Source organism: Flavobacterium suaedae, assembly GCF_014642915.1.
GTDB classification, from domain to species: Bacteria; Bacteroidota; Bacteroidia; order Flavobacteriales; family Flavobacteriaceae; genus Flavobacterium; species Flavobacterium suaedae.
Genome location: NZ_BMJE01000006.1, coordinates 61,471 through 85,129, shown reverse-complemented (window position 1 = coordinate 85,129; position 23,659 = coordinate 61,471). Strand labels below are relative to the sequence as shown.

The 23,659-nt window shown below is 36.1% G+C and carries 24 protein-coding genes and 1 tRNA gene; 12 read left to right on the top strand and 13 right to left on the bottom strand.

What is annotated here, in order from left to right; translation table 11 throughout:
* Positions 1-113 precede the first annotated feature (113 nt).
* Positions 114-755: an O-methyltransferase gene (locus IEW45_RS11700; protein ID WP_188621438.1), complete on the top strand. Its 642-nt coding sequence runs from the start codon at positions 114-116 to the stop codon at positions 753-755.
* On the opposite strand, the gene IEW45_RS11695 is transcribed toward IEW45_RS11700, so the two are convergent.
* The 8 genes from IEW45_RS11695 to IEW45_RS11660 form a co-directional block, all read right to left on the bottom strand.
* Entirely contained in the window at positions 711-1,328 is a 618-nt protein-coding gene (locus IEW45_RS11695) for a phosphatase PAP2 family protein (protein WP_188621437.1), read from the bottom strand. The genes IEW45_RS11700 and IEW45_RS11695 overlap by 45 nt on opposite strands.
* Positions 1,329-1,331: 3 nt before the next feature.
* Positions 1,332-1,658: a Sec-independent protein translocase subunit TatA/TatB gene (locus tag IEW45_RS11690; protein WP_188621436.1), complete on the bottom strand. Its 327-nt coding sequence runs from the start codon at positions 1,656-1,658 to the stop codon at positions 1,332-1,334.
* A gap of 88 nt (positions 1,659-1,746) precedes the next feature.
* Entirely contained in the window at positions 1,747-3,993 is a 2,247-nt protein-coding gene (locus tag IEW45_RS11685; RefSeq protein ID WP_188621435.1) for a M1 family metallopeptidase, read from the bottom strand.
* Between the two features lies 1 nt (position 3,994).
* Positions 3,995-4,495 (bottom strand): DUF6702 family protein, encoded by a 501-nt coding sequence (locus tag IEW45_RS11680; protein ID WP_188621434.1) that lies wholly within the window; start codon positions 4,493-4,495, stop codon positions 3,995-3,997.
* A gap of 22 nt (positions 4,496-4,517) precedes the next feature.
* Positions 4,518-5,237 (bottom strand): BamP family beta-assembly machinery protein, encoded by a 720-nt coding sequence (locus IEW45_RS11675; RefSeq protein ID WP_188621433.1) that lies wholly within the window; start codon positions 5,235-5,237, stop codon positions 4,518-4,520.
* Positions 5,230-5,976, bottom strand: coding sequence for a hypothetical protein (locus IEW45_RS11670; RefSeq protein ID WP_188621432.1), 747 nt, complete (start codon positions 5,974-5,976; stop codon positions 5,230-5,232). The genes IEW45_RS11675 and IEW45_RS11670 overlap by 8 nt, the downstream gene beginning before the upstream one ends.
* Entirely contained in the window at positions 5,966-6,706 is a 741-nt protein-coding gene (locus IEW45_RS11665; protein ID WP_188621431.1) for a hypothetical protein, read from the bottom strand. The genes IEW45_RS11670 and IEW45_RS11665 overlap by 11 nt, the downstream gene beginning before the upstream one ends.
* Entirely contained in the window at positions 6,699-7,412 is a 714-nt protein-coding gene (locus tag IEW45_RS11660; RefSeq protein ID WP_188621430.1) for a hypothetical protein, read from the bottom strand. Before IEW45_RS11660 ends, IEW45_RS11665 begins: the two co-directional genes overlap by 8 nt.
* A gap of 189 nt (positions 7,413-7,601) precedes the next feature.
* Here IEW45_RS11660 and pepE point away from each other — a divergent pair, with 189 nt between their 5' ends.
* Both pepE and IEW45_RS14865 read left to right on the top strand, forming a co-directional pair.
* On the top strand, positions 7,602-8,309 hold the full coding sequence (gene pepE, locus IEW45_RS11655; protein WP_188621429.1) for a dipeptidase PepE: 708 nt from the start codon (positions 7,602-7,604) through the stop codon (positions 8,307-8,309).
* A 3-nt stretch (positions 8,310-8,312) separates the two neighbouring features.
* Complete coding sequence (locus IEW45_RS14865) at positions 8,313-9,158, top strand: 3'-5' exonuclease (protein ID WP_308421053.1); 846 nt, start codon at positions 8,313-8,315, stop codon at positions 9,156-9,158.
* A 92-nt stretch (positions 9,159-9,250) separates the two neighbouring features.
* On the opposite strand, the gene IEW45_RS11645 is transcribed toward IEW45_RS14865, so the two are convergent.
* A tRNA-Gly gene (locus IEW45_RS11645) sits at positions 9,251-9,323 on the bottom strand.
* 126 nt (positions 9,324-9,449) lie between these two features.
* Between IEW45_RS11645 and IEW45_RS11640 the strand changes: the two genes are divergently transcribed.
* Positions 9,450-9,887, top strand: coding sequence for a GNAT family N-acetyltransferase (locus tag IEW45_RS11640; RefSeq protein ID WP_188621428.1), 438 nt, complete (start codon positions 9,450-9,452; stop codon positions 9,885-9,887).
* Positions 9,888-9,904: 17 nt separating this feature from the next.
* Here IEW45_RS11640 and IEW45_RS11635 read toward each other — a convergent pair whose 3' ends face one another.
* On the bottom strand, positions 9,905-10,627 hold the full coding sequence (locus IEW45_RS11635) for a murein L,D-transpeptidase catalytic domain family protein (RefSeq protein ID WP_188621427.1): 723 nt from the start codon (positions 10,625-10,627) through the stop codon (positions 9,905-9,907).
* Positions 10,628-10,862: 235 nt separating this feature from the next.
* Between IEW45_RS11635 and IEW45_RS11630 the strand changes: the two genes are divergently transcribed.
* On the top strand, positions 10,863-13,265 hold the full coding sequence (locus IEW45_RS11630; protein ID WP_188621426.1) for a DUF5916 domain-containing protein: 2,403 nt from the start codon (positions 10,863-10,865) through the stop codon (positions 13,263-13,265).
* A 10-nt stretch (positions 13,266-13,275) separates the two neighbouring features.
* The gene (gene gpmI, locus IEW45_RS11625) at positions 13,276-14,793 is read left to right on the top strand and encodes a 2,3-bisphosphoglycerate-independent phosphoglycerate mutase (RefSeq protein ID WP_188621425.1); all 1,518 of its coding nucleotides are present in this window, start codon (positions 13,276-13,278) and stop codon (positions 14,791-14,793) included.
* 155 nt (positions 14,794-14,948) lie between these two features.
* Here gpmI and IEW45_RS11620 read toward each other — a convergent pair whose 3' ends face one another.
* Positions 14,949-16,223 carry an acetyl-CoA hydrolase/transferase family protein gene (locus IEW45_RS11620; protein WP_188621424.1) on the bottom strand — a complete coding sequence of 425 codons (1,275 nt, stop codon included), beginning with the start codon at positions 16,221-16,223 and terminating at the stop codon, positions 14,949-14,951.
* A gap of 170 nt (positions 16,224-16,393) precedes the next feature.
* Here IEW45_RS11620 and map point away from each other — a divergent pair, with 170 nt between their 5' ends.
* The 5 genes from map (at position 16,394) to pruA (ending at position 21,604) form a co-directional block, all read left to right on the top strand.
* Positions 16,394-17,212 (top strand): type I methionyl aminopeptidase, encoded by an 819-nt coding sequence (map, locus tag IEW45_RS11615; RefSeq protein WP_188621423.1) that lies wholly within the window; start codon positions 16,394-16,396, stop codon positions 17,210-17,212.
* Between the two features lie 6 nt (positions 17,213-17,218).
* On the top strand, positions 17,219-17,986 hold the full coding sequence (locus IEW45_RS11610; protein ID WP_188621422.1) for a class I SAM-dependent methyltransferase: 768 nt from the start codon (positions 17,219-17,221) through the stop codon (positions 17,984-17,986).
* Between the two features lie 110 nt (positions 17,987-18,096).
* A complete protein-coding gene (locus tag IEW45_RS11605; RefSeq protein WP_188621421.1) occupies positions 18,097-19,368 on the top strand; it encodes a type IX secretion system plug protein in 1,272 nt (423 codons plus the stop codon).
* Between the two features lie 102 nt (positions 19,369-19,470).
* Positions 19,471-19,857, top strand: coding sequence for a Co2+/Mg2+ efflux facilitator ApaG/CorD (gene apaG / locus IEW45_RS11600; RefSeq protein ID WP_188621420.1), 387 nt, complete (start codon positions 19,471-19,473; stop codon positions 19,855-19,857).
* A 112-nt stretch (positions 19,858-19,969) separates the two neighbouring features.
* Positions 19,970-21,604 carry an L-glutamate gamma-semialdehyde dehydrogenase gene (gene pruA, locus IEW45_RS11595; protein ID WP_188621419.1) on the top strand — a complete coding sequence of 545 codons (1,635 nt, stop codon included), beginning with the start codon at positions 19,970-19,972 and terminating at the stop codon, positions 21,602-21,604.
* A 41-nt stretch (positions 21,605-21,645) separates the two neighbouring features.
* On the opposite strand, the gene IEW45_RS11590 is transcribed toward pruA, so the two are convergent.
* Positions 21,646-22,023, bottom strand: a complete 378-nt coding sequence (locus tag IEW45_RS11590; protein WP_188621418.1) for a winged helix-turn-helix transcriptional regulator — start codon at positions 22,021-22,023, stop codon at positions 21,646-21,648.
* 85 nt (positions 22,024-22,108) lie between these two features.
* On the opposite strand from IEW45_RS11590, the gene IEW45_RS11585 reads away from it, so the two are divergent.
* Positions 22,109-22,936 carry an alpha/beta hydrolase gene (locus tag IEW45_RS11585; protein ID WP_229665941.1) on the top strand — a complete coding sequence of 276 codons (828 nt, stop codon included), beginning with the start codon at positions 22,109-22,111 and terminating at the stop codon, positions 22,934-22,936.
* Here the strand turns inward: IEW45_RS11585 and rsmG are convergent.
* A complete protein-coding gene (gene rsmG / locus IEW45_RS11580) occupies positions 22,933-23,565 on the bottom strand; it encodes a 16S rRNA (guanine(527)-N(7))-methyltransferase RsmG (RefSeq protein WP_188621585.1) in 633 nt (210 codons plus the stop codon). The genes IEW45_RS11585 and rsmG overlap by 4 nt on opposite strands.
* Positions 23,566-23,659: the final 94 nt, after the last annotated feature.

Sequence of the window (23,659 nt, the reverse complement as noted above, 5' to 3'; positions counted from 1 at the left end):
TTATGTGCCGTAAATTTAAGGTTAATATATATTAAACGAAACTTTAGCCTATATTAATATATACGACACAACTTACACTTATGTTTTTTAACTTTACTTAAAATTTAGAATTTATGCATTTTGTATCTGAAGAACTGGAAGATTATACAGAAAAACACAGCCAGGACGAACCGCAACTTCTGGCGGAACTTAATCGTGAAACAAATCAAAAAATACTGCTACCGCGTATGCTTAGCGGTCACTTACAAGGCAGAGTACTTAGTATGCTTGCGAAACTGATAAACCCCAAACACATTTTAGAAATAGGGACTTATACCGGTTATGCTACTTTATGCTTAGCAGAAGGAATGCAAAGCAATGGCACACTTGATACTATAGATATTAACGAGGAGTTGGTAGATTTTCAACGAAAGTATTTTGACCGTTCGCCATGGGGTCCTCAAATAAAACAACACCTTGGCAGTGCAATTGATATTATACCTGCACTAAACAAAAAATATGACTTAGTTTTTATAGATGCTGATAAGCCTAACTATATTAAGTATTACGAAATGATTATGCCTATGATGAATAAAGGCGGAGTTATACTAAGTGATAATGTTTTATGGAGTGGCAAAGTATTAGAGCCTTTAAAGCCTAACGATGAAAGCACAGAAATATTAATGGAGTACAACCGTTTACTTAAAGAAGACCCAAGGCTGGAAACTGTTTTACTCCCCATCAGAGATGGGCTCACTGTTAGTAGGGTTATCTAACTGCTCTTTTTGTTGCGGGAAGAATCGGTCTCTTAAATAGCGGTACAATACCAACATTACAGATGCCATTAAAATACCCCATACATACCCCATAAGTATATCACCCGGATAATGCAACCCAAGGTATATACGGCTGTAAGCAAAAACCAATGGCCATATAAAAATAAAGCCCATGTATTTTAAGTAAGGTTTTAAAACCCTATATAAAAAATAGGCTACCGCCATAGAGTTAGAAGCGTGACCAGAAATAAAGCTAAATGACCTCCTTTTTTGAACTGCACGTATTAAGTCAGCTAAAAGGGGGTCACTACTTGGGCGCAAGCGCTCAAAACCTCTTTTAAATATATTTGTAGTTTGGTCTGTAAGGGTAATTAGTGCCGCTATAAGCAGTATAAGTAATACGGCGTGTTTCCACCCCAGTCTCTTAAAAGTAAGGTAGAGTATTATTGCAAAAACAGGAATCCAGTTAAATTTTTTGGTAATAAAAAGCCAGAAACCATCAAAGTTTTCCGAACCTAATCCGTTTAAAAATACAAAGACATCTCTGTCCAGTTGTAAAAGCCAGTCAAGCATTCTTTATCTCATTCTTTTTACAGGACCTGATATATTTTCTATATCTTCAGTACCCTTTTTCACGTCCTCTTTTACTTTATCAACCTCGCCTTTAATATCTTGAGTTATCTCTTTAGTTATATTATCAGCCTTAATTTTGTTGATAGTGTTTTTCATTTCTTTTACATCAGCACTATTGTGTATTTCATGCTTAATGTCGTTAGTTGCATTTTTAAGTTGCTGCATACCTTTCCCCAAGGTTCTTGCCATTTCAGGAACCTTATCAGAGCCAAAAAGCATTAATACTACGAGTATGATGAAGAAAATTTCTCCTCCTCCTATTCCAAACATAACTCTATAATTTTATACAAATGTACAGATATTTACGATGCTAAAGCATATTTGGTGTTTAGTTTAACCCGCTTTTACGCTAATTTAACTATTCACTAAACTGATCGAATTTTGATTTAGCCTCCTGAGCGGGCCAAATATTGTTACTTACATCAATATCAGCAGTTTTTAACTCAGGGTCTACTGTTATTTTTTTCACTTCTTTATCTGTAGCAAAAACCCTTGAAGCGGTATTATTATTCTTTCTCCATATTTGCGCAGGGAAAGTATGTACCTCCTTAGTACCATCAGCAAATTCAAGCTCTGCAATAATAGGCATAAACATGCCGCCGGGCTTGTTGAAGGTTACTTCATAAAAATATTTAGGGCTTTTTAGCCTTGCTCTTTCCTGCGGTGTAAAATTTTCATCTAAATACTCGCTTAATTCCTTTACACTATTTATATCTAATGGCTTAGTAAGTTCTTCTTCCTCCGCTTCAGGAATCATATAAACATATTTAGCATTAGGGTTATGCCTGTAAAACCTGTCTTTTTCTGTTTCTTCTTGTTGTGATTTTGGTTTTTCACTTGAAACATGATACTGCTTTACTTCTTCAATCCCTATATCTACATAATCAGTACTATAAAACCAACCTCTCCAAAACCAGTCTAAATCTACTGCTGAAGCATCTTCCATAGTACGGAAAAAATCTTCCGGAGTTGGATGCTTAAACTTCCAGCGGTTTGCATAGGTTTTAAAAGCATAATCAAACAGTTCCTCGCCCATTATGGTTTCACGAAGTATATTAAGCCCTGTTGCAGGTTTAGCATAAGCGTTAGAACCAAAGTGGTATAACGATTCGGAATTCGTCATAATAGGCGTTAAAAACTCCTGGTTTCCGCTCATGTACGGTACTATCTTATCAGCAGGACCTCGGCGTGAAGGGTAATTTTCCTGAAACTCCTGTTCTGTAAGGTATTGCAGGAAGGTATTTAAACCTTCGTCCATCCACGTCCATTGGCGCTCATCAGAGTTTACAATCATCGGGAAGAAGTTATGCCCTACCTCATGAATAATAACACTTATCATTCCGTATTTTAATCGATCACTTACAAAGCCATCTTTATCAGGGCGACCGTAGTTCCAGCATATCATTGGGTACTCCATACCCTGCGATTCAGCAGATACCGAAACTGCTTTAGGGTAAGGGTAATCAAAGGTATATTTGGAATATGTTTTTAGTGTATGTGCTACTACACGAGTAGAGTATTTACCCCATAACGGGTTACTTTCTTTAGGGTAGACTGATATTGCCATTGCTGTTTTGCCCGAAAGTTGCACCGCCATAGCATCGTACATAAACTTTCGTGATGTAGCAAAACCAAAATCACGAACATTTTCTGCTTTAAAACTCCATGTTTTCTTTTTAGTACTATGCTCTTTTTCCGCTTCGCGTGCTTCTTCTTCAGTTACAATTACTACAGGGTCATCAAAAGTTTTGGTTGCTTTTTCGTATCGCTTTAATTGTTTTTTAGTGAAAATACCCTTTCTGTTCTGCAGCTCTCCTGTTGCCTCCATAATATGATCCGCAGGAACGGTGATATTCACATCAAAATTACCAAATGGCAGCGCAAATTCGCCTCCGCCCCAAAACTGCATATTTTGCCAGCCTTCCACATCGTTATACACTGCCATACGCGGGTAAAACTGTGCTATTACATATATGTTATTGTTTCCTTCTTCAAAATGTTCGTACCCCGAACGCCCTCCTACTATAAAGTAGTTGTTAATATTATACCACCATTTTATAGAGAATGATATTTTACTTCCTGATTTTAATGGTTCTGCAAGATTTATACGCATCATTGTTTTGTTGATGGTATAGCTCATTGGTTTACCATTGGCATCTTTTACGTACTCTATTTTAAAACCACCATCAAAAGCCTCTTCCATATACCTGCGACTAAAACCTTCTGATGTATAGGATTGGTTTACCTTTTCGCTATTAGCTAATGGCGATTCAGAGTCTGCTGCTCTTCGGTTTTGGTCTAATTGCACCCATAAATATTCTAAATTTTCAGGTGAGTTATTATGGTAGGTAATGGTCTCCGTACCGTAAAGTTTTGTATTCTCATCATCCAGCTCCACATCAATTTTATAATCGGCTTGCTGCTGATAATAAGCAGGACCCGGAGCGCCTGATGCTGTACGGAACATATTTGGTGTAGCCATAAGGTCATACATTTGCCTAAACTTATTTTGGTTTGTATGCCCCGGCTCTCGTTGCTTGGTTTCTTCCTGAGCGGTTACTGTTACAGCTGTAAATAGTGATAGTATGTATAGTACTTTCTTCATCTTAATATTCCAGTTTCCCTTTTGGTTTATCGTAAGTTAACAAAAGGCTCTTTTTAGTATTATTTACATTGGTGTGCACCATATTTTGCTGCTCTCTGTAAGCATCAAAAAGAGTAGTATTTTCAATTTCAATTGATTCTACTTTTTTGGCAGGTATAGTATAGTAGCACACTAAAACATCGTCTTCTATTTCTCTGCCTAAATACTTAATTGCTTTTTGTTCCTCGTTTATGGTTATCTTAATGTTTTTATCAAAATAGTCTACAAGGTATTTTTTAGCTTCGGGAATTTCTTTTTTAGTACCGAAATAAAACTTTTTACCGTACTTTTTTTCAAAAGCCAATTCTAAATCATCAATAAAAACCCGGGATGTCATCTGTATAACTTCTTTCTCGGGCACAAAGTCCATCTGAAAAATAGCTACATAAAACTTATGCATTCCTGCTGCCATAAGGGTAAACGCAATAAGTGTAAGAAAAATGACACTCTTAATCTGCTTCATTTTTCAAAAATAATAAAACTTATCAGTTTTCCTCTTTATGCTTAAGATATTCCATACTTTTTTCACGAAGGAACTGTAGCAATTCTAATTCTTTATTGGGTTCCAGTAAGTGGTATGCAGTGCGAGTATCAGCATAATATAGAAACTTCATAATATCCTCCTGAGGTATTGATAGTGTTTCTGTAAAATAGTTATCATCATACCTGTTTCGCACCTCAATAGGGAATGAATTTGTTTGTTTGTATTTATACCTTGTCGCTTTTTTAGTTCCGGGCTTCTTTTTAAAAATCATTTTAAAAAGTCCCACAAAGCCGGGGCTATTATATACGTGTTCATTAATTTCCGCAGTTTTAAACTGGGAGTTTAACAATGTTACTTCTGTATTTTTACTGTCAGTTGCCAAGTTTCCTGTAAGACCACTTATTACCACCTCCTTTAGCATTGTAGCATCAGGCGAAACACGTATAATAAACAATTCTTCTTTAAAATCGTTTTCCTGTAAAACATAGTCTATTGTTTGTACCAAAGCTCCTGCAAAACGTAATGTATCAGTTACTCTAGCGTCAATCATAAAATTCCCTGCTTCATCAGTAATTGTATCTTTTTTAGTGCTTAAGTTAATAACTGACAGGTATTCTATTTTTAAAGTGTCGCTAATGACCAAACCTTGTAAAGGCTGCCTGTTTTGCGCGCTAACTAAGGTTGTTAGCAATAAAAATAATATGATAAGTAGTTTATTCATTTACCTGCATTGACGCTAAATATTCTTCTGATAGCTTTAGCATTAAAAAAGTAACCTGTTTTTCATTACCTTCTTTTAAAGCCAGCGCCAAACTTTCGTCTTCAACAGCATAAAAAAGAAAACCCTGAGCATATTCTTCGGGAATATGTAAATCATTAACCATTTTATCTGTAGGATATAACTCCTCTGCCAATGCGATAAGCTGCTCCTTTTTGCCTGTTTCCAGTTGGCTTTTCAACATTTTAGCTCTTCCTGTCATAGCATTAATAAGAGGGTCTAAAGGCATTCCTCCTACCAGTATATATGCTAAATGATATGCTTTAAATCCTGCGCCTGCTTTATACTGGCGTTCTGCATAAGTATATTGCTTTTGATCTGCGGGAACTAAGCCCAGCGTAACCTCATCTACACCCTGATATTTATCAATAACAACCTCTTCCAGCTCTTGTGGCGTTAAGTTTACTGTTATAATGTATGGTGTATCGCTAAAAGCATCTTCGTGTAAAATAAACTTTCGGGTATTTATTTTAGGGCTGTATACTACAAGTTTATCTCCGGGTTGCGCCGAAATAGAAAAACTACCATATACTGTTTTAGTTTCTTGTCCGCTTGTAGCATTTATTATATACACATCATGCAGCGGAACTTCCCCTGCGAGTACACGCCCTCTCAGTTCTCTTTGCTGTGCAAAAACAATGAACGGAAATAATACAACCAAAAGCTTTAGACTATTCATCATCCTTTTGTAGTTTTAAATATTCTTCAGCAAGCTCTGTCATTAATAAACCTATCATATCATCATTTTTAGCTGCTACTGCCTGTGCCATGCTGTTGTTCTCTGCAACATAATGATAAAACCCCGCCACATATTCTTTAGGAATATATAATTCATTAACTAACTTTTCTGTAGGGTATAAATCTTCTAACGTTATTATAAGCTGTTCTTTACCTTCTACTCTTAATTGCTTTTTAAGTTTTTTTGTTCTCCCGTTTATAAGATTAACAAGTGGGTCTATCGGTAAGATTAACGTTCCTAAATAAGGAGGTTCTACTTTAAATTGACGTGCTGCTTTCAGTTGTCGTTCTGTATAAGTATATTTTTTTTGATCTGCAGGCACTAACCCCAGCGAAACTTCATCTACCCCCTGATATTCATCAATAATTACTTCTTCCAGCTCTTGTGGCATTACGTTTACAGTTATAATGTATGGGGTATCGCTAAAAGCATCTTCATGCAAAATAAATTTTCGGGTATTTATTTTAGGGCTATATACTACAAGCTTATCTCCGGGTTGCGCCGAAATAGAAAAATTACCATATACTGTTTTGGTTTCTTCTCCGCTTGTTGCGTTTATTACATACACATCATGTAATGGGGCATCACTCGCGAGTACTTTACCTTTTAGTTCTTTTTGCTGTGCAAGAACAATAAAAGGTAAAAGCAGTAACCAAAACTTTATACTACTCATCTTTTTGCAGTTTTAAATATTGCGCAGCAAGTTCTGTCATTAACAAGCGTACCATACCGTTACTTTTAGCTGCTACTGCCTGCGCCATTCTGCTGTTCTCCGCAGCATAATAATAAAAGCCGTCAACATACTCTTTTGGTATATTTAAGTTTTCCATCAGTTCATCTTCAGGATATATATACCTTATATCCTCCATCACACCTTTTTTCTTTTCTGTAGCTAAGTCTTTTTTCAGCATTTTAGTACGCCCTGTAATAGCATTAATAAGCGGTCCTATAAGCCCTGTTGTAGCAGCATATACATGGCGCTCCGCATAAGTGTACTGTTTTTGGTCTGCAGGAACTAAACCTAACGACACCTCATCTACCGACATGTCTTTATCTAAAACTACCTCGTCAAGTTCGTATGATTTTTTAGTAACTGTTATTACTAAAGGCATATTTTTAAAAGAATCTTCGTTTAAAACAAACTTCCTTTTCATTATGTCAGGGTTGTACACTATTATTTCATCTCCCGCAGCAGCCGTAATACTAAAACTACCCGTTGCATTGGTTTTAGTTTCATCCTGAGCTGTAGTATTTATAATGTAAACATCTTTTAGCCCTATACCATCGGTAAGTACTTTACCCGTAAGCATTTTTCTTTCCTGAGAAAACAGTGATAATGATGTTAGCAGTACTACTACAAAAAGTAACCTTTTAGTCATTAGATAATATTTTTAATATATTCCTCAGCAAACACATGTGATGAGAAATAATTTTTCAGTCTCTTAAATGTAGTAATAATTTAATATCCTTAACGCAGAAACTGTTCATTTAATTGATTGATGATTGGCAGAAAAAATAAAGTATTAATTATTTGTAACTTTACTTTTTCTTACAATTACAACAAACGAATGAAAAAAATAATTATTGCAAGCACCTCTACTTTACACGGAGGAAAGTATTTAGAATATATACTACCAACACTAAAAGAACATTTTAAAAACTGTAAAACCATACTGTTTATACCTTATGCCCGACCGGGAGGTATTACACACGATGAGTATACCGAAAAGGCAAAAGAAGCTTTCGCTCAAATTGGTATTAATGTAAAAGGTTTACATGAATATGAAAACGTTCCTAAGGCAATAGCAAATGCAGAAGGTATATTTACAGGAGGCGGTAATACTTTTTTATTAGTCACTCAGCTATATAAAACAAATGCTATTGTAGCAATACAGGAAGCAGTTAAAAACGGCACTCCGTATTTAGGCACAAGTGCTGGCAGTAATATTTGCGGTTTAACTATGGAAACCACGAATGACATGCCTATTATATATCCGCCCAGCTTTAAAACACTGGGGTTAATCCCTTTTAATATTAACCCACATTACCTTGACCCGATGCCGGACTCTAAACACATGGGAGAAACAAGAGAAACCCGCATAAAAGAATTCCATAAATTTAATACACAACCGGTATTAGGTTTACGCGAAGGTAGCTGGCTGGAGGTACTGGGTGATAAAATAACCCTAAGAGGCGAATTACAAGCAAGGCTTTTCCGCCAGGGTAAAGAAGCTGAAGAAATTAAGACGGGTGCTGACTTATCGGGATTAAAATAAATTATGGCTAAAAAACTTGACAAGATACTGGTTGTGGATATTGAAGCAACCTGCTGGGAAGGTACTCCTCCCGAAGGAATGAGTAACGACATTATAGAAGTTGGTATTTGCTTACTGGATGTACAAACGGGAGAAATAAGTGATAACAGAGGCATAATGGTAAAGCCTGAACGCTCTACTGTAAGCCCTTTTTGTACAGAACTTACTACCATAACACAAGAAATGCTAGATAATGAAGGCGTGAGCTTTAAAGAGGCTTGCCGCATACTTAAACAAGAATACCTTTCCCAAAGCCGAGCATGGGCAAGTTTTGGTGCGTATGACCAAAAACAGTTTGACAGGCAGTGTAAAGCAATGGGAGTAGGCTACCCCTTCGGACCATCGCACATTAATGTAAAAACGCTTTATGCTCTTAAACATAAACTCAATCATGAAGTTGGAATGGCAGGAGCATTAGAGCAACTAAATATTCCGCTGGAAGGCACACACCACAGAGGAGTAGATGACGCTAAGAATATTTCCAAAATATTATATTGGACACTAAACAATGAAAATCCAAAAACTATGTCAACTAAAATTACTATTGGCGCAGATGAATTAATATTATGGCTGCGCAAAAACAACAAACAGGAAGGAGAAAGCACTATTAAACTTGGAAGAAAAATTCAAAAACTTATAGTCGACGATTTAGACGGTAAATTAACAACACACGACCAAGAGTCTTATTGGGCAAACACAGATGAAGATAAAAATATAGCAGAAGACAATTTACCTAAAACATCAGCTCAATATAAAATTGATATTGACAAAATAAGTAAGCTGTATCAAACTATTAATGATTGGCAGTAATAAAAGCAAAAGGCTACGTGTACGTAGCCTTTTTAGTAAAAGTTCAGGATATAAAAACAAAAAACCCAAACCTTTAGGGCTTGGGTTTGTAGAGCGGAAGACGAGGCTCGAACTCGCGACAACCAGCTTGGAAGGCTGGAGCTCTACCAACTGAGCTACTTCCGCTTATCGTGGTGCAAATATAAGCAATAACTTTTTTTACTTGCAAGACTTTTTTCAAAAAAATTTCACCCTCAAAACATAATTTAACTTAAACTATTTATTATTAATTTGTTATCAAAATAAAAAATAATGCTGCATACCGCTATAATTAGCTCACAGGAAACCTTTGCTGTACGGCAACCTGTATTACGCCCGGGCAAACCTGTAGAGTCTTGTATGTTTCCGGGTGATGACCTTAACACTACAGCTCATTTCGGTGTTTTTGAAGATGATGCTTTAATTGGGGTTATCTCAGTATTTAAAAGCAATAATGATGTTTTTAATGAAGAAAAACAATACCAGATAAGAGGTATGGCTATATTACACGGACATCAAAAAAAGGGTTTAGGTGTAAAATTAATTGAAAAAGCAGAAGAATATATTGCTCAACAAAACGGTAAAACAATATGGATGAATGCCCGCGAAGTTGCTATAGACTTCTATAAAAAAACGGGCTACCAAATTTATGGCAACCCGTTTAATATTGACGGTATAGGCACGCACTACATAATGTATAAGCACCTTTAATTTTTTACCCTATACTCTTACGACAATAACTTTGATGAAGTAAGGTATGTTTTATTAGGGTGATATATAAACAAGCAAGATTTACCTGTAATTAAATTAATTATCTTTTTGTTAAGGTGGTTAGGTAATGCAGGGCATCCTAAACTTCTACCTAATCGGCTGTTTTGCTTTATAAAACTTTCACTTACGTAGTCGGCAGCATGCATAACAATGGCTCTTGCACGAGCATTACTGTTAATACCGCTTTCTACCCCGTCAAGACGAAGTGATTCACCGTGTTTACCTGTATATATTTCACCTGTGGTATAAAAACCTAAGCTACTTTTATATGAACTTGGTTTGTTAGAAAAGGTTTTAGCAAACTCATTACCACTGTTTCTACCGTGTGCAACATACGTGTTAAACAGCACTTTTTCAGATTCCATATCAATTATCCATAACCTTTTGGTGTTAGATGATTTACTGAAATCAATTACGGTTAAATAGTTCTTTTTTATTTTTCCTTGCTCTTTCAGTTTTTCATACCCTCTAAGTGCTTTAGAAAAACACTCAAATGCAGGTAACGAAAAAGAATTAGCATCTATGCTGTTATATACATCTTTTGCGGTAGCCTCTTTTGTTTCAGCTACAGCAGCCAACGTTTTTGGCGATGTAATAGGTGATGCTGAGAAATTAGTAGTAACAGGGCTGGTAAACGATAGTAGTATTACAAAAATCGACGTTAAAAAATTGTTTATCATAATCAGTCCTCCAGTTGTGTTTTTATTCGATTTTAAAAGCTGCTAAATTTAGTAAAGTTAAATTTAAACTAAAAATTACAATACTGTTAAAATCAGTAGTTTAACATTTTCATATGTAAAAAAGGTGTATAACCTTCTTACGCTCTCTCCTTCAATAACGTATAAATTTAGTACTATTGTATTCTTAATAAAGAAAAGTTAAATTTAAACGTTCACTATATATAGTACAAACACTATGCCATTAACACGCAATAGACTGAAAAACAGACTATTATTTGTTATTTTAACATTTACCACTTCATTATACGCTCAAAAACGGGCTACAACCGCTATCAGGATAACCGAAAAGATAACTATAGATGGTAAACTGGATGAAAACAGTTGGTCTTTAGCACCGGAAGCTACCGGCTTTGTAATGTATGAGCCTGATAACGGCAAAAAGGAATCTCCTGAAAAACAAAGCACTGTAAAAGTATTATATGATGACGAGGCAGTATATTTTGGAGCTATACTGCAAGACAACCCTGAAAATATAATGCGTGAAATTGCTTTGCGCGATGATTTTAAAACAGCCGACCACTTTGGTGTATTTATAAACGGGTATAACGACGGACAACAGGATTTCAGGTTTTATGTAAGTGCGGCAGGTACACAAATGGACTGCCTTGCCACACAAAATAACGAAGACTACTCTTGGGATGCTATATGGTACAGCAGTGTAAAAATTACCGACAAAGGCTGGGTAGTGGAAATGAAGATACCTTATGCTGCATTGCGCTTTTCGGAAAAAGAAGAACAATTTTGGGGTATTAACTTTTACAGAGAAGTGCGTAAATACAGGCAAAAATTTTACTGGAACCCTGTAGATAAAAATGTAGGCTCATCAATAGTACAAACCGGTCTACTTGAAGGCATTAAAAATATAACCCCTCCTACCCGATTATTTTTTATACCCTATACTTCTGCCTACTATTCTGATAACGAGGATGGAAAAGAAACTACCTTTAAAGCGGGTATGGACATTAAATATGGTATTAATGACTCCTTTACACTTGATGCGATTTTAATTCCTGATTTTGGGCAAACTGCTTTTGATGAAGTAGTATTAAACTTAGGTCCTTTTGAACAACAATTCAATGAAAACCGACCTTTCTTTACAGAAGGGACTGATATTTTCAACAAAGGCGACTTACTGTATACCCGAAGAATTGGCGGAGCACCTTCAGGTACAATTACAATTCCAGAAAGCGAAGAAGTAACGGAATTACCCAGCAAAGTTAACCTTATTAATGCAGTAAAAGTATCAGGACGTACTGCAAAAGGTTTGGGTATTGGTATTATGAATGCCATTACCGAAAGAACGTATGCTACAATAAAGAACACAAATAGTAATGAATCCAGAAAAGTATTAATAGAACCTGTTACAAATTACAATGTTTTGGTTCTTGACCAGCGTTTCCGCAGAAACTCATCCGTGTCCTTTGTAAACACCAATGTTACCCGCAACGGTAGTTTTCGCGATGCTAATGTTAGTGCATTAGTTTATGACCTCAACACGCGTGATAATAGTTATAACCTTTCAGGTGATTTTAAATTTAGTCAGGTTAACGATATTGAAGATAAAACAGGTTATAGTTCCTACATAAGCGCAGGTAAAACCAGCGGCAAGTACCGTTATAATTTTTCAAGCTATTACATATCAAAAGATTTTAATAATAACGATTTAGGCATATTGTTCACTACTAATTACTACAACCTTAATGGCGAAGTGAGTTACAGGATACTAAATCCCACCAAGCATTATAATACTTTTACTGTAACAGGCAATGTATACTCTGAATTTCATAATGAAACAAACAGGCTACAGGATGGCTATGCTGAAATATCTGTAAACTCTACGACACTTAAAAATGATTATATAGGTTATAATTTAGAAGTTAAACCTTTTGATACTTATGATTTTTACGAACCAAGAATAGAAGGCAGATTTGTAAAAATACCCAAAAGTATATACGGTAATATATACTTCTCATCTAACTACAACAGAAAATTTGCTCTCGACATTCAGCCGGAAATATGGATTAGCGATGAGGAAAGACGTAATTATTACGGTATGTTCATTAGTCCCCGATATCGCTTTAGTAACAAGCTGCAAATGATATATAGTTTTAACTATGGATTAGACACCAACAATAAAGGTTGGATAGCTTTTGAGGAAGATGATATTATATTTACCCGCCGGGACAGGACAACTATTACTAACTCGCTTACGGGGAAATACTCTGTAAACAATAAAATGACTATAAATCTTACTGCTAGGCACTATTGGACTTACGGGGAAAATTTAGAATATTTATCATTACAAAATACAGGTGAATTAACCGAAAACAGTACCTTTAACGAAAATAGAGATTTTACATACAACAACTGGAACTTTGACCTTTCCTATACATGGTGGTTCGCACCGGGAAGTCAGCTGTCGTTTTTATACCGTAACAACGCAGTAGCCCGTTTTGATAATGTAAACCGTAATTACAGAAAAAATCTGGACTTTTTATTTAATAATAAATTAAACAGTATTTTTTCTTTAAGCTTACGCTATTATATAGATTTCAATACTGCTAAAAACTGGATTTAATACAATTGTCATGAACAAAAAAGTAATTTTAATGATACTTGACGGATGGGGAAAATCGCCAGACCCTAAAGTATCGGCTATAGACAACGCCAACACACCGTTTATTGATAGCCTGTATAAAAACTACGCTAATGCCTCGCTTCGTACTGACGGGCTTAATGTAGGGCTACCTGACGGGCAAATGGGTAATAGTGAAGTAGGACATATGAACCTGGGCGCAGGGCGTATTGTGTATCAGGATTTGGTTAAAATAAACCTGGCAGTACAGGAAAACACTTTAGCTAAAGAAAAAGCACTTGCCGATGCACTTGCTTATGCAAAGCAAAACAATAAAAAAGTTCATTTATTGGGTTTACTTTCCAATGGTGGGGTGCACTCGCATATAGACCATTTAAAAGGACTGGTTAACGCCACACAGGAATATGGTTTAGACAAAGTATATATACACGCTTTTACCGACGGTCGTGATGTTGACCCAAAATCGGGAAAAACTTTTGTAGCCGATATAGAAAATTACATTAAGGCAACCTCTGTAGAACTGGCTTCTATTGTAGGGCGTTACTACGCAATGGATAGAGATAAGCGTTGGGAACGTGTAAAACTGGCGTATGACCTGCTTGTAAACGGAGAAGGAATACCTTCTACTGATGCAGTAGCATCTATAGAAAAAAGCTACGGTAATGATGTTACTGATGAGTTTATAATGCCTATAGCAATGACTAAAGACGGTAAAACACCTATAGCAACTATAGAAGAAGATGATGTTGTAATATTCTTCAACTTCAGGACTGACAGAGGCAGACAGCTTACCGAGGCATTATCTCAGTTTGATATACATGAGTTCAACATGCACAAAATGAACTTGTACTACGTTACCATGACGAATTACGATGAAAACTTTAAGAACATTCATGTAATTTACGACAAGGATAATATTACCGAAACACTGGGTGAAGTAGTTTCTAAATACGGTAAAAAACAAATACGTATTGCCGAAACAGAAAAGTACCCGCACGTTACTTTTTTCTTTTCGGGTGGCAGAGAGGAACCTTTTGAAGGAGAAAGCCGTATACTTTGTAATTCACCAAAAGTAGCTACGTATGACCTACAGCCTGAAATGAGTGCTTACGAACTTAAAGATGCACTTATACCGGAGCTGCAAAAAGGAGACGTTGACTTTGTATGCCTAAATTTTGCTAACGGCGACATGGTAGGGCATACAGGTGTTATGGAGGCTGCAATTAAAGCCTGCGAAGCAGTAGATGATTGTGCTAAACAAGTCATAGATGCTGCCTTGGCAAACGATTATACTACTATTGTAATTGCAGACCACGGTAATTGTGAAACTATGGTAAACCCTGACGGCACACCAAACACAGCACACACTACCAACCCTGTACCAATTGTACTGGTAGACAAAGAACTTAAAGAAATAAAAGACGGTGTACTGGGCGACATTGCCCCAACCATATTACAACTTATGGGCATACCGCAACCGGAAGCCATGACAAGGCATTCGCTACTCTAAAAAATCACATTTATTAAAAATAAAAGCACTGCCTTTACCAGCAGTGCTTTTACTTTTTTACACAAAAACCAATCAAATAAGTTGTATAAAAAAGCCCGCAGAGCTATGGCATCCTCCACAGGCTTAACACAACTACTATTTTCAAACTTAACTTTCTAACATTTATTTATTTCTGTAAAATAGTCTCTTTCTATTTGCTCCCTGTGTTCAGGATGTGCAATATTTATAAGAGCTTTCGCTCTTTGCTTTAATGTTTTACCATATAGGTTAGCAATACCATATTCGGTTACTATATACTGCACGTGCGAACGTGTAGTTACTACCCCTGCCCCTTGCTTAAGGAAAGGTACTATCCTGTTTTGCCCTTTTCGGGTAACCGAAGGCAATGCAATAATAGCTTTACCGCCTTCACTTAATGATGCTCCTCTTATAAAATCCATTTGTCCGCCAACACCCGAATACATACGGCAACCTATAGAGTCGGCACAAACCTGCCCTGTTAAGTCAACCTCAATAGCAGAGTTTATAGCTACCATTTTTTTATTACGGCGTATGTTTGCAGTATCGTTTACAAAAGATGACTCTCGCATTTCTATAAACGGATTATCATTTACAAAATCATATAATCGTTTGGAACCTATTAAAAAGGTAGCCAATGCTCTACCTCTAACAGTGCCTTTATAGTCACAATTTATCACATCACTTTCTATAAGATCAATAACTCCATCAGAGAACATTTCGGTATGCAAACCTAAGTTTTTATGATTTTTAAGGTTTGTCAAGGCGGCATTTGGTATAGAACCGATACCCATTTGCAGTGTACTCTCATCCTCGACTAACGATGCCACATACTCACCTATTTTTGCCTCCTGCTCCGTTATAGCATCCGGTGCATGCCCGTAAATAGGTTCATCTACCTCTACCATAAAATCTATTTCGGAAATATGTAAAATACCATCTCCAAAAGTTCTCGGCATTTGCGGGTTAACCTGTGCTACAACATAATTTGCATTTTCAATAGCAGCAACGGTAGCCTCTACCGATACTCCCAAAGAACAATACCCATGAATATCGGGTGGAGAAACATGAATAAAAGCTACATCAAGCGGTAACACATTCCTGCGAAACAACCACGGCAATTCGCTTAAAAACACCGGAGTGTATGACCCGTTACCTACTGTAAGAGTATGCCTCACATTTTTACCAATAAAAAAGGAGTTTACATGAAAACTGTCTTTCAGTTCAGGGTTTGCATACGGTGCTTCTCCCTCAGTATGTAAATGGCATATTTCAACATTTTTAAGTTCATTTGCTCTTTCTGTTAAAGCTGCCGTTAAAACTGCCGGTGTAGCTGCTGCGGCTTGTATATAGACTCGGTTATCTGACTTAACTACTTTTACAGCTTCTGCTGCTGTTACATATTTACTCATACCTAAAATTTTAATTGCAAAATTATATTTCCATAAAGTTACAAAACATGATATTTCTCAGGTAGTAAGGATATTTAAAATAATCCGTTGAAAGTTGTACTTTTGCAGTTCGAAAACACTCAGTATATAATTTGTATAACAATATCTGTACTGGGCGAAAAATATTGAGAATGATTATATCTAAAACAAGAGAAGAAATAGAAATAATGCGCGAAAGTGCCCTTATAGTTTCTAAAACACTGGGCATGATAGCAGCTGAAATAAAACCGGGTGTTACTACTTTAGAGCTTGACCAAAAAGCGGAAGAATTTATACGCGACCATGGTGCAGTACCGGGGTTTAAAGGTTTATACGGTTGCCCAAGCACACTGCTTACCAGTGTAAACGAACAAGTAGTACACGGGCTGCCAACTAACAAACCTATTGAAGAGGGCGATATTGTTTCTGTCGATTGTGGTGCTTTAAAAAATGAATACTACGGCGATCACGCTTATACTTTTGAAGTAGGTGAAGTGGCAGAAGAAACACGCAAATTACTACAAGTAACCAAAGAGTCTTTATACGTAGGTATCCGTGAGTTTAAAATGGGTAACCGTGTAGGCGATGTGGGCAGCGCAATACAAAAATATACCGAAGCACATGGCTATGGTGTAGTACGTGACCTTGTAGGGCATGGTTTAGGTAAAAAAATGCACGAAGAACCAAACATGCCTAACTACGGTAAACGCGGTTGGGGTAAAAAGTTTGTAGAAGGTATGGTAGTTGCCATAGAACCTATGATAAACATGGGGACTAAAAATATAAAACAGCTTAAAGACGGCTGGACTATTGTTACCCGCGATGGTAAGCCAAGTGCGCACTTTGAGCATGATGTAGCTTTAGTTGACGGTAAGCCTGAGTTACTTTCTACCTTTGCTTATGTGTACCAGGCACTGGGTATAGAAAGTGATGAAGAAAATGAGTTTAGAGCAACGCCTTTTGTTATATAATTTTTAATGAAAAAATTATTTAAGCTCATTCTTAACACAATACCAAGACCTTTATTAATAAGGCTTAGCTATGTGGCACGCCCCATGCTGGCTTTAGCACTAAAAGGCAATACATATACTGACCCTATTGACGGCAGAAGTTTTAAAAAATTTCTGCCGTATGGGTACGGTCAGCAGCGCGAAAATGTACTTTCGCCCAGTACACTTTCGTTAGAACGCCACAGGCTTTTGTGGATGTACTTAAAAAATGAAACTGACTTTTTTACGGCACCTAAAAAGTTTCTGCATGTAGCACCGGAACAGGCTTTTTACAAACGTTTCCGCAAGCAGAAAAATCTGGATTATACTACTACCGATTTATATTCTCCTCTGGCTGATGTAAAAGCTGATATTTGTAACCTGCCTTTTGAAGATAACAGTTACGATATTATTTTATGCAACCATGTTTTAGAGCATATTCCTGATGATACCAAAGCCATGCAGGAACTCTACAGAGTTTTAAAACCGGGCGGCATGGGTATATTTCAAATTCCGCAGGATTTAAGCAGAGAAAAAACTTTTGAAGACGACAGTATTACTGACCCAAAAGAGCGCGCACGTATTTTTGGGCAGTATGACCACGTACGTGTATACGGGCGTGATTATTTTGATAAACTTCGCAGTATAGGTTTTACTGTAACCGAAGAAGATTACACTAAAAAACTATCCTCTGAGGAAGTAGATCGTTACCGCTTGGCACAGGGTGAAATTATCCCGGTTTGCTTTAAAAATTAATTCTGTTTCTGTTTAGTTTGGCATTACTTTAGTACTATAATTTTTTAGGTACGTTAGTACATCTATTATATTTTTTATATTTACGAGCAATAAAACTAAACACTTACAGAATGGTTAATACCCCTTTCAGGTCAGTTCAGGTTACTGTTTTTCTTTTCCTTATCTCTGTTATTGCCAGTGCGCAGGTGCAACAAGAGCTTGCACCGCCTTATAATATTAAAACAGTATCTTTTAGGGTAAATAACGAAAATGTATATCCTTATTTCAGGCTTGGAGAGCGTTTTACATTAGAGTTTGACGACCTTTTTGGCAATGAGGCAGACTATTATTATTCATTAACACATTGTAATTACGACTGGACTCCGTCATCGCAACTTAGCATTAATGATTATATTGAAGGCTTTGATAACCAGCGTATACAAAACTATCAAAACTCATTTAACACATTACAGATCTATTCTCGCTATACACTATCATTTCCGAATAAATTTACACGCATATTATTATCCGGGAATTATATCCTTAAAATACTGGATGAAAATCGTGATGTGGTATTTACCCGCAGATTTATAGTATATGAAGAACAGGTAAGTGTTCCTGTGGAAGTAAAAAGAGCACGAAATATGGATGTAGTGAACGAAAAGCACAATTTACAGTTTTCGGTAAAAACAGATGCTTTCGTTTTCCAGAGTCCGCTGCAAAATGTTAAAGTAGCACTTTTCCAAAATGGCAGGTTTAATAATGCTATTTATAATGTAAAACCACAATATACTATTGGTAACGATTTAATTTACCGTTATAATAAAGAAACCCAATTTTGGGCAGGTAATGAATATCTTTATTTTGATAATAAAGACATACGTAATGCCGTAAATAACATTGTAAGAGTTACCGCAGGAGAAATTTACAACAACATCCTTTATATGGACGAGGCAAGGGCTAATGAGCCTTATACTTATTATCCGGATATTAACGGTAACTTTGTAGTAAACAACATCAGGTTAAATGTAACTGATATTAACCTGGAGTCTGACTACGCATGGGTATTTTTTAGCCTTAGTGCACCTGCTTATTACGGTAAAGAAGATATTTATATTGGCGGTATGTTTAACAACTATGCCAAAACAGATGAATACAAAATGGAGTATGATGAAAAAAGAGCTGTATACGAAAAAGCTGTAATGATAAAACAGGGCTTTACTAATTATATGTATATACTGGCAGACAAGCGTGGTAATATAAATGGTAAAGATGCTATTGACGGAAACTTTTACCAAACAGAAAACGATTATAACGTATTTGTATACTACAGAATGAATAATGAACGTTATGACAGAGTAATAGGCATGGGGTATGCAAACTCTGAAAATATTACCAACTAAAAACCAAATACTTAAACTTGTATTATGTTTAATTTAATATCTTAAGCACAACACAACGTTTTATAATTTTGTATATTTGAGAAGTAAAACCAAATTATGTATATGGTATCACAAATAACCAAGGGTATTAAAATTTCTGTTTCAACTAGTTTTGAAGGCACTTACTTTAAGAACTACAGAATTCAGTTTGCCTTTAGTTACGAGGTTACTATAGAAAATCAAAGTAAAGATTCTGTACAACTTAACACCCGCCACTGGGAAATTTTCGACTCACTTAATGATTTGGAAGTTGTAGACGGCGAAGGTGTTATAGGTAAAAAACCTGTTTTAAAACCGGGTGAAAAACACATATACAGTTCAGGTTGTTTACTATCTTCACCATTTGGTGCAATGCGCGGTTACTTCAATATGGTTAACTTCACCTCTACCCGTTCATTCAGGGTTTTTGTACCGTCGTTCAGGCTAAGTGCTCCCTTCGCACTCAATTAACAATATGTTGATATTTATCGGTTTTTATTAAAGTATTTGCAATTACAAGTACACCTTTTTCTTGTATATTTGTGATACTTAAATTTTTTAATACTTTAAAAACTAATAAATCATGCCAAAAGGAATTTATAATGTGCCGGATGCTATAAACGAACCGGTACTGTCTTATGCCCCGGGTACTAAAGAAAGAGAGCAGGTACTTGCTACTTTTAAAGAAATGTATAATAGTACAGTAGACGTACCCTTATATATTGGTAAAGAAGAAATAAGAACCGGTAAAACAAAGACGATAAACCCTCCTTTTGACCACAAAAAAACTGTGGGTACTTATCACGAAGCTGAAAAGGAGCATGTAGAAAAAGCTATAAGCACTGCACTTGAAGCACGCAAAGCATGGGCTTCTATGAAATGGGAACAAAGAGCTTCTATTTTCCTTAAAGCAGCCGACTTAATTGCCGGTCCTTACCGTGCAAAAATAAATGCTGCTACCATGATAGCTCAGGCTAAAACAGTACACCAAGCAGAAATTGACGCTGCTTGTGAGTTTATTGACTTCCTTCGTTTTAACGTAGAATACATGACGCAGCTTTATGCTGAACAGCCTGTATCTTCTGACGGTATATGGAACAGAATGGAACACCGCCCGTTAGAAGGCTTTATATATGCTATTACTCCGTTTAACTTTACGGCAATTGCAGGAAACCTGCCATCATCTGCTGCATTAATGGGTAACGTGGTAGTATGGAAACCAAGCCCACACCAAATGTATAGCGCCAATGTAGTTATGGAAGTATTTAAACTTGCAGGACTGCCTGATGGTGTTATTAACATGGTAAGTGGTGATGCTGCTATGATAAGCGATATTGTTTTTGAAAATCCTGATTTTGCAGGTATTCACTATACAGGTTCAACAGCAGTATTTAATGCTATATGGTCTAAAATAGGGCAAAACATGGGTAAAGGTATTTACAAAACATACCCGCGTATTGTAGGTGAAACAGGTGGTAAAGACTTTGTTATTGCACACCCTTCATCAAACCCTGAGCAGGTTGCTACTGCACTTGCAAGAGGTGCTTTTGAGTTCCAAGGACAAAAATGTTCGGCTGCATCAAGAGCATACATACCAAAATCGATATGGGGAGCAGTTAAAGATAAATTGACTAAAGATGTAGCATCTATGAAAATGGGTTCTCCTGAAGATTTATCAAACTTCCTTTCATCAGTTATACACGAAGGTTCTTTCGACAAATTAGCTAAGTATATAGACAATGCTAAAGGTGCTAAAGATGCTGAAATTATAATAGGTGGTAATTACGATAAATCTGTGGGATACTTTGTTGATGCTACGGTTATCGAAACCACAAACCCACACTACGAAACTATGGAGACAGAACTTTTCGGTCCTGTACTTACAGTGTATGTATATGAAGACGAGAAGTGGGATGAAACACTTGAGTTAGTAGACAGCACATCGCCTTACGCATTAACAGGAGCTGTATTCAGCCAAGACCGTTATGCAATAGAGCAAGCTACTAAAGCACTTGAAAACTGTGCAGGTAACTTCTACATTAACGACAAGCCAACCGGTGCCGTTGTAGGGCAACAGCCATTTGGTGGTGCAAGGCTATCAGGAACTAATGATAAGGCAGGCTCTATACTTAACTTATTACGTTGGGTATCGCCAAGAACAATTAAAGAAACGTTTGTTCCGCCAACAGATTACAGATATCCTTTTTTAGGAGAATAAATCATAATAAAAAAGGCTTCCTGATTAGGAAGCCTTTTTTATTACAAATTACTTTCAGGTAATTTTATCTCTTTTCCTTCATAACGCTTTCCCCATTCACATAAATCCTTAAGAACAGGAACTAAATCTATTCCTTTTTGTGTTAATACATACATTATTCCCGCAGGAACAGTATCAGGTATATTTTGCCTTATTAATATTCCATGTGTTTCAAGTTCTTTTAATTGCCTCCCTAAAACCTGATCGCTTATATTAGGCAACTCTTTTTTTAATAAATTAAAACGATTATTACCTTCTGATATTGAATACACTATTTGAGACTTCCATCTTCCGCTAATAATGTTAACGGCGGAATTGAGTTCGCAAACCCCAAATAGAAACTTCTCATTTATTGAATTTGTTGATTGTTCTTTCCTCATAATTTAAACCCCTCTTTACTAACAATTTTGTTAGGTATTGCTTAAAAAAGTAATGCTTTTAACCTTTGTATCAAAGATAATAATTATGAAAACTATACTTGTTACAATTACGTTATTAGCCAGTCTTTTACTTTCTGCACAGGAAAAATGGGTTATAAAATCAGAATACTTAAGTAAAAATGATACTGTTTTAATTTTTAAACCAGACAGTTACACATCATCACAAAAATATCCTTTAGTTTATTTATTACACGGGTATAGCGAAAACTATGAGCAGTGGAATAAAACTTGTAACTTAAAAAAACTTGCCAATACTTATAATATGGTTTTTGTTTGCCCTGACGGGTTTGTGTCTTGGTATATTGACAGCCCCTATAAAAAAGAATCTCAAATGGAAAGTTTCTTTTTTAAAGTACTAGTTCCCAAAGTACACAATAACCTTTCTATAAATAGTAAAAATATTTTCATAACCGGTTTAAGCATGGGTGGTTATGGCGCAATGCGTTACGGATTATTACATCCCGAATATTTCAATAGTTTCGGCAGCATGAGCGGAGCATTAAATTTAGATTACAACCTACTAAAAAAAGTAAGCTCACTATTCTTTAATAACAATCGCATTACTAACGACATTACATTTATTTTAGGCAACTACAAAAAAAATGATTGGGGAAAATATAGCATTAGCAACATTATTAAACAGTCTTTACAGTCAACAGAATTTATTATGGATTGTGGTCGAGAGGACATTTTTTATAACACAAATACTGCTATTGCTAAAAAAGCCGAACAATTAAAAATACCCTATGTTTTTATTTCTCAGCCCGGTAATCATAATACAGAGTATTGGAGTAAAACACTGGAATTACATTTACTTTATTTCAGTAAAAAAATAAAAAAGGGAATTGATTAATTCCCTTTATATTTCATCGCCAGATGTACTACTTTTTTAGTTTCAAAAAACTCATCAGTAAAATAATCTGACAAGTTGTAAATCGTTACTTTCTGAAAAACCTCTAGTTCCTCTGTCAAGTCACCACCCTTTAAATACAATATACCGTTTGGTAAATCGTGGTTTTGGTCTTTTTTAATTTTACCTCTTACCCATTTTACAAAATCGGGCATGTTGGTAACGGCACGGCTTACAATAAAATCAAACTGTTGGTCTACCTTTTCGGCTCTTTTTTGTTCTGCTTTTACATTTTTTAAACCTAAAGCATCCACTACCTCCTGCACTACCTTTATCTTTTTGGCAATAACATCTATTAAATAAAAATCAGTTTCAGGAAAAAGTATCGCCAGCGGCACTCCGGGAAATCCACCACCTGTACCCACATCCATAACACTGGCACCGGGCTTAAACTCCATAACCTTTGCAATACCTAAAGAGTGCAATACATGCTTGGTATATAAAGCATCTATATCCTTACGGGAAATAACATTTATTTTTGCATTCCAGTCCTTGTAAAGTTCCTCTAGGCGAGCAAATTGCTCTTTTTGCAGCGGGGTAAGTTCAGGGAACTGATTGATTATCTCATCCATCATTTATACTTTTGGCAAAAGTAAGCATTTCAACATAGAAATTTAAAGGTAATTTTAGCGTTTACTAGCGCATTAATAATTATCTTTGGATTTC

Excerpts from the sequence above, each read along its gene's own strand:
- IEW45_RS11670 (WP_188621432.1), bottom strand. The coding sequence starts at position 5,976 with ATGATGAATAGTCTAAAGCTTTTGGTTGTATTATTTCCGTTCATTGTT.
- IEW45_RS14865 (WP_308421053.1), top strand. The coding sequence starts at position 8,313 with ATGGCTAAAAAACTTGACAAGATACTGGTTGTGGATATTGAAGCAACC.
- rsmG (WP_188621585.1), bottom strand. The coding sequence starts at position 23,565 with ATGGATGAGATAATCAATCAGTTCCCTGAACTTACCCCGCTGCAAAAA.
- IEW45_RS11630 (WP_188621426.1), top strand. The coding sequence starts at position 10,863 with ATGCCATTAACACGCAATAGACTGAAAAACAGACTATTATTTGTTATT.
- IEW45_RS11635 (WP_188621427.1), bottom strand. The coding sequence starts at position 10,627 with ATGATAAACAATTTTTTAACGTCGATTTTTGTAATACTACTATCGTTT.
- IEW45_RS11695 (WP_188621437.1), bottom strand. The coding sequence starts at position 1,328 with ATGCTTGACTGGCTTTTACAACTGGACAGAGATGTCTTTGTATTTTTA.
- IEW45_RS11700 (WP_188621438.1), top strand. The coding sequence starts at position 114 with ATGCATTTTGTATCTGAAGAACTGGAAGATTATACAGAAAAACACAGC.
- IEW45_RS11685 (WP_188621435.1), bottom strand. The coding sequence starts at position 3,993 with ATGAAGAAAGTACTATACATACTATCACTATTTACAGCTGTAACAGTA.
- IEW45_RS11620 (WP_188621424.1), bottom strand. The coding sequence starts at position 16,223 with ATGAGTAAATATGTAACAGCAGCAGAAGCTGTAAAAGTAGTTAAGTCA.
- IEW45_RS11590 (WP_188621418.1), bottom strand. The coding sequence starts at position 22,023 with ATGAGGAAAGAACAATCAACAAATTCAATAAATGAGAAGTTTCTATTT.
- IEW45_RS11680 (WP_188621434.1), bottom strand. The coding sequence starts at position 4,495 with ATGAAGCAGATTAAGAGTGTCATTTTTCTTACACTTATTGCGTTTACC.
- IEW45_RS11605 (WP_188621421.1), top strand. The coding sequence starts at position 18,097 with ATGGTTAATACCCCTTTCAGGTCAGTTCAGGTTACTGTTTTTCTTTTC.
- IEW45_RS11640 (WP_188621428.1), top strand. The coding sequence starts at position 9,450 with ATGCTGCATACCGCTATAATTAGCTCACAGGAAACCTTTGCTGTACGG.
- map (WP_188621423.1), top strand. The coding sequence starts at position 16,394 with ATGATTATATCTAAAACAAGAGAAGAAATAGAAATAATGCGCGAAAGT.
- pruA (WP_188621419.1), top strand. The coding sequence starts at position 19,970 with ATGCCAAAAGGAATTTATAATGTGCCGGATGCTATAAACGAACCGGTA.
- gpmI (WP_188621425.1), top strand. The coding sequence starts at position 13,276 with ATGAACAAAAAAGTAATTTTAATGATACTTGACGGATGGGGAAAATCG.
- IEW45_RS11585 (WP_229665941.1), top strand. The coding sequence starts at position 22,109 with ATGAAAACTATACTTGTTACAATTACGTTATTAGCCAGTCTTTTACTT.
- apaG (WP_188621420.1), top strand. The coding sequence starts at position 19,471 with ATGGTATCACAAATAACCAAGGGTATTAAAATTTCTGTTTCAACTAGT.
- pepE (WP_188621429.1), top strand. The coding sequence starts at position 7,602 with ATGAAAAAAATAATTATTGCAAGCACCTCTACTTTACACGGAGGAAAG.
- IEW45_RS11660 (WP_188621430.1), bottom strand. The coding sequence starts at position 7,412 with ATGACTAAAAGGTTACTTTTTGTAGTAGTACTGCTAACATCATTATCA.
- IEW45_RS11610 (WP_188621422.1), top strand. The coding sequence starts at position 17,219 with ATGAAAAAATTATTTAAGCTCATTCTTAACACAATACCAAGACCTTTA.
- IEW45_RS11690 (WP_188621436.1), bottom strand. The coding sequence starts at position 1,658 with ATGTTTGGAATAGGAGGAGGAGAAATTTTCTTCATCATACTCGTAGTA.
- IEW45_RS11665 (WP_188621431.1), bottom strand. The coding sequence starts at position 6,706 with ATGAGTAGTATAAAGTTTTGGTTACTGCTTTTACCTTTTATTGTTCTT.
- IEW45_RS11675 (WP_188621433.1), bottom strand. The coding sequence starts at position 5,237 with ATGAATAAACTACTTATCATATTATTTTTATTGCTAACAACCTTAGTT.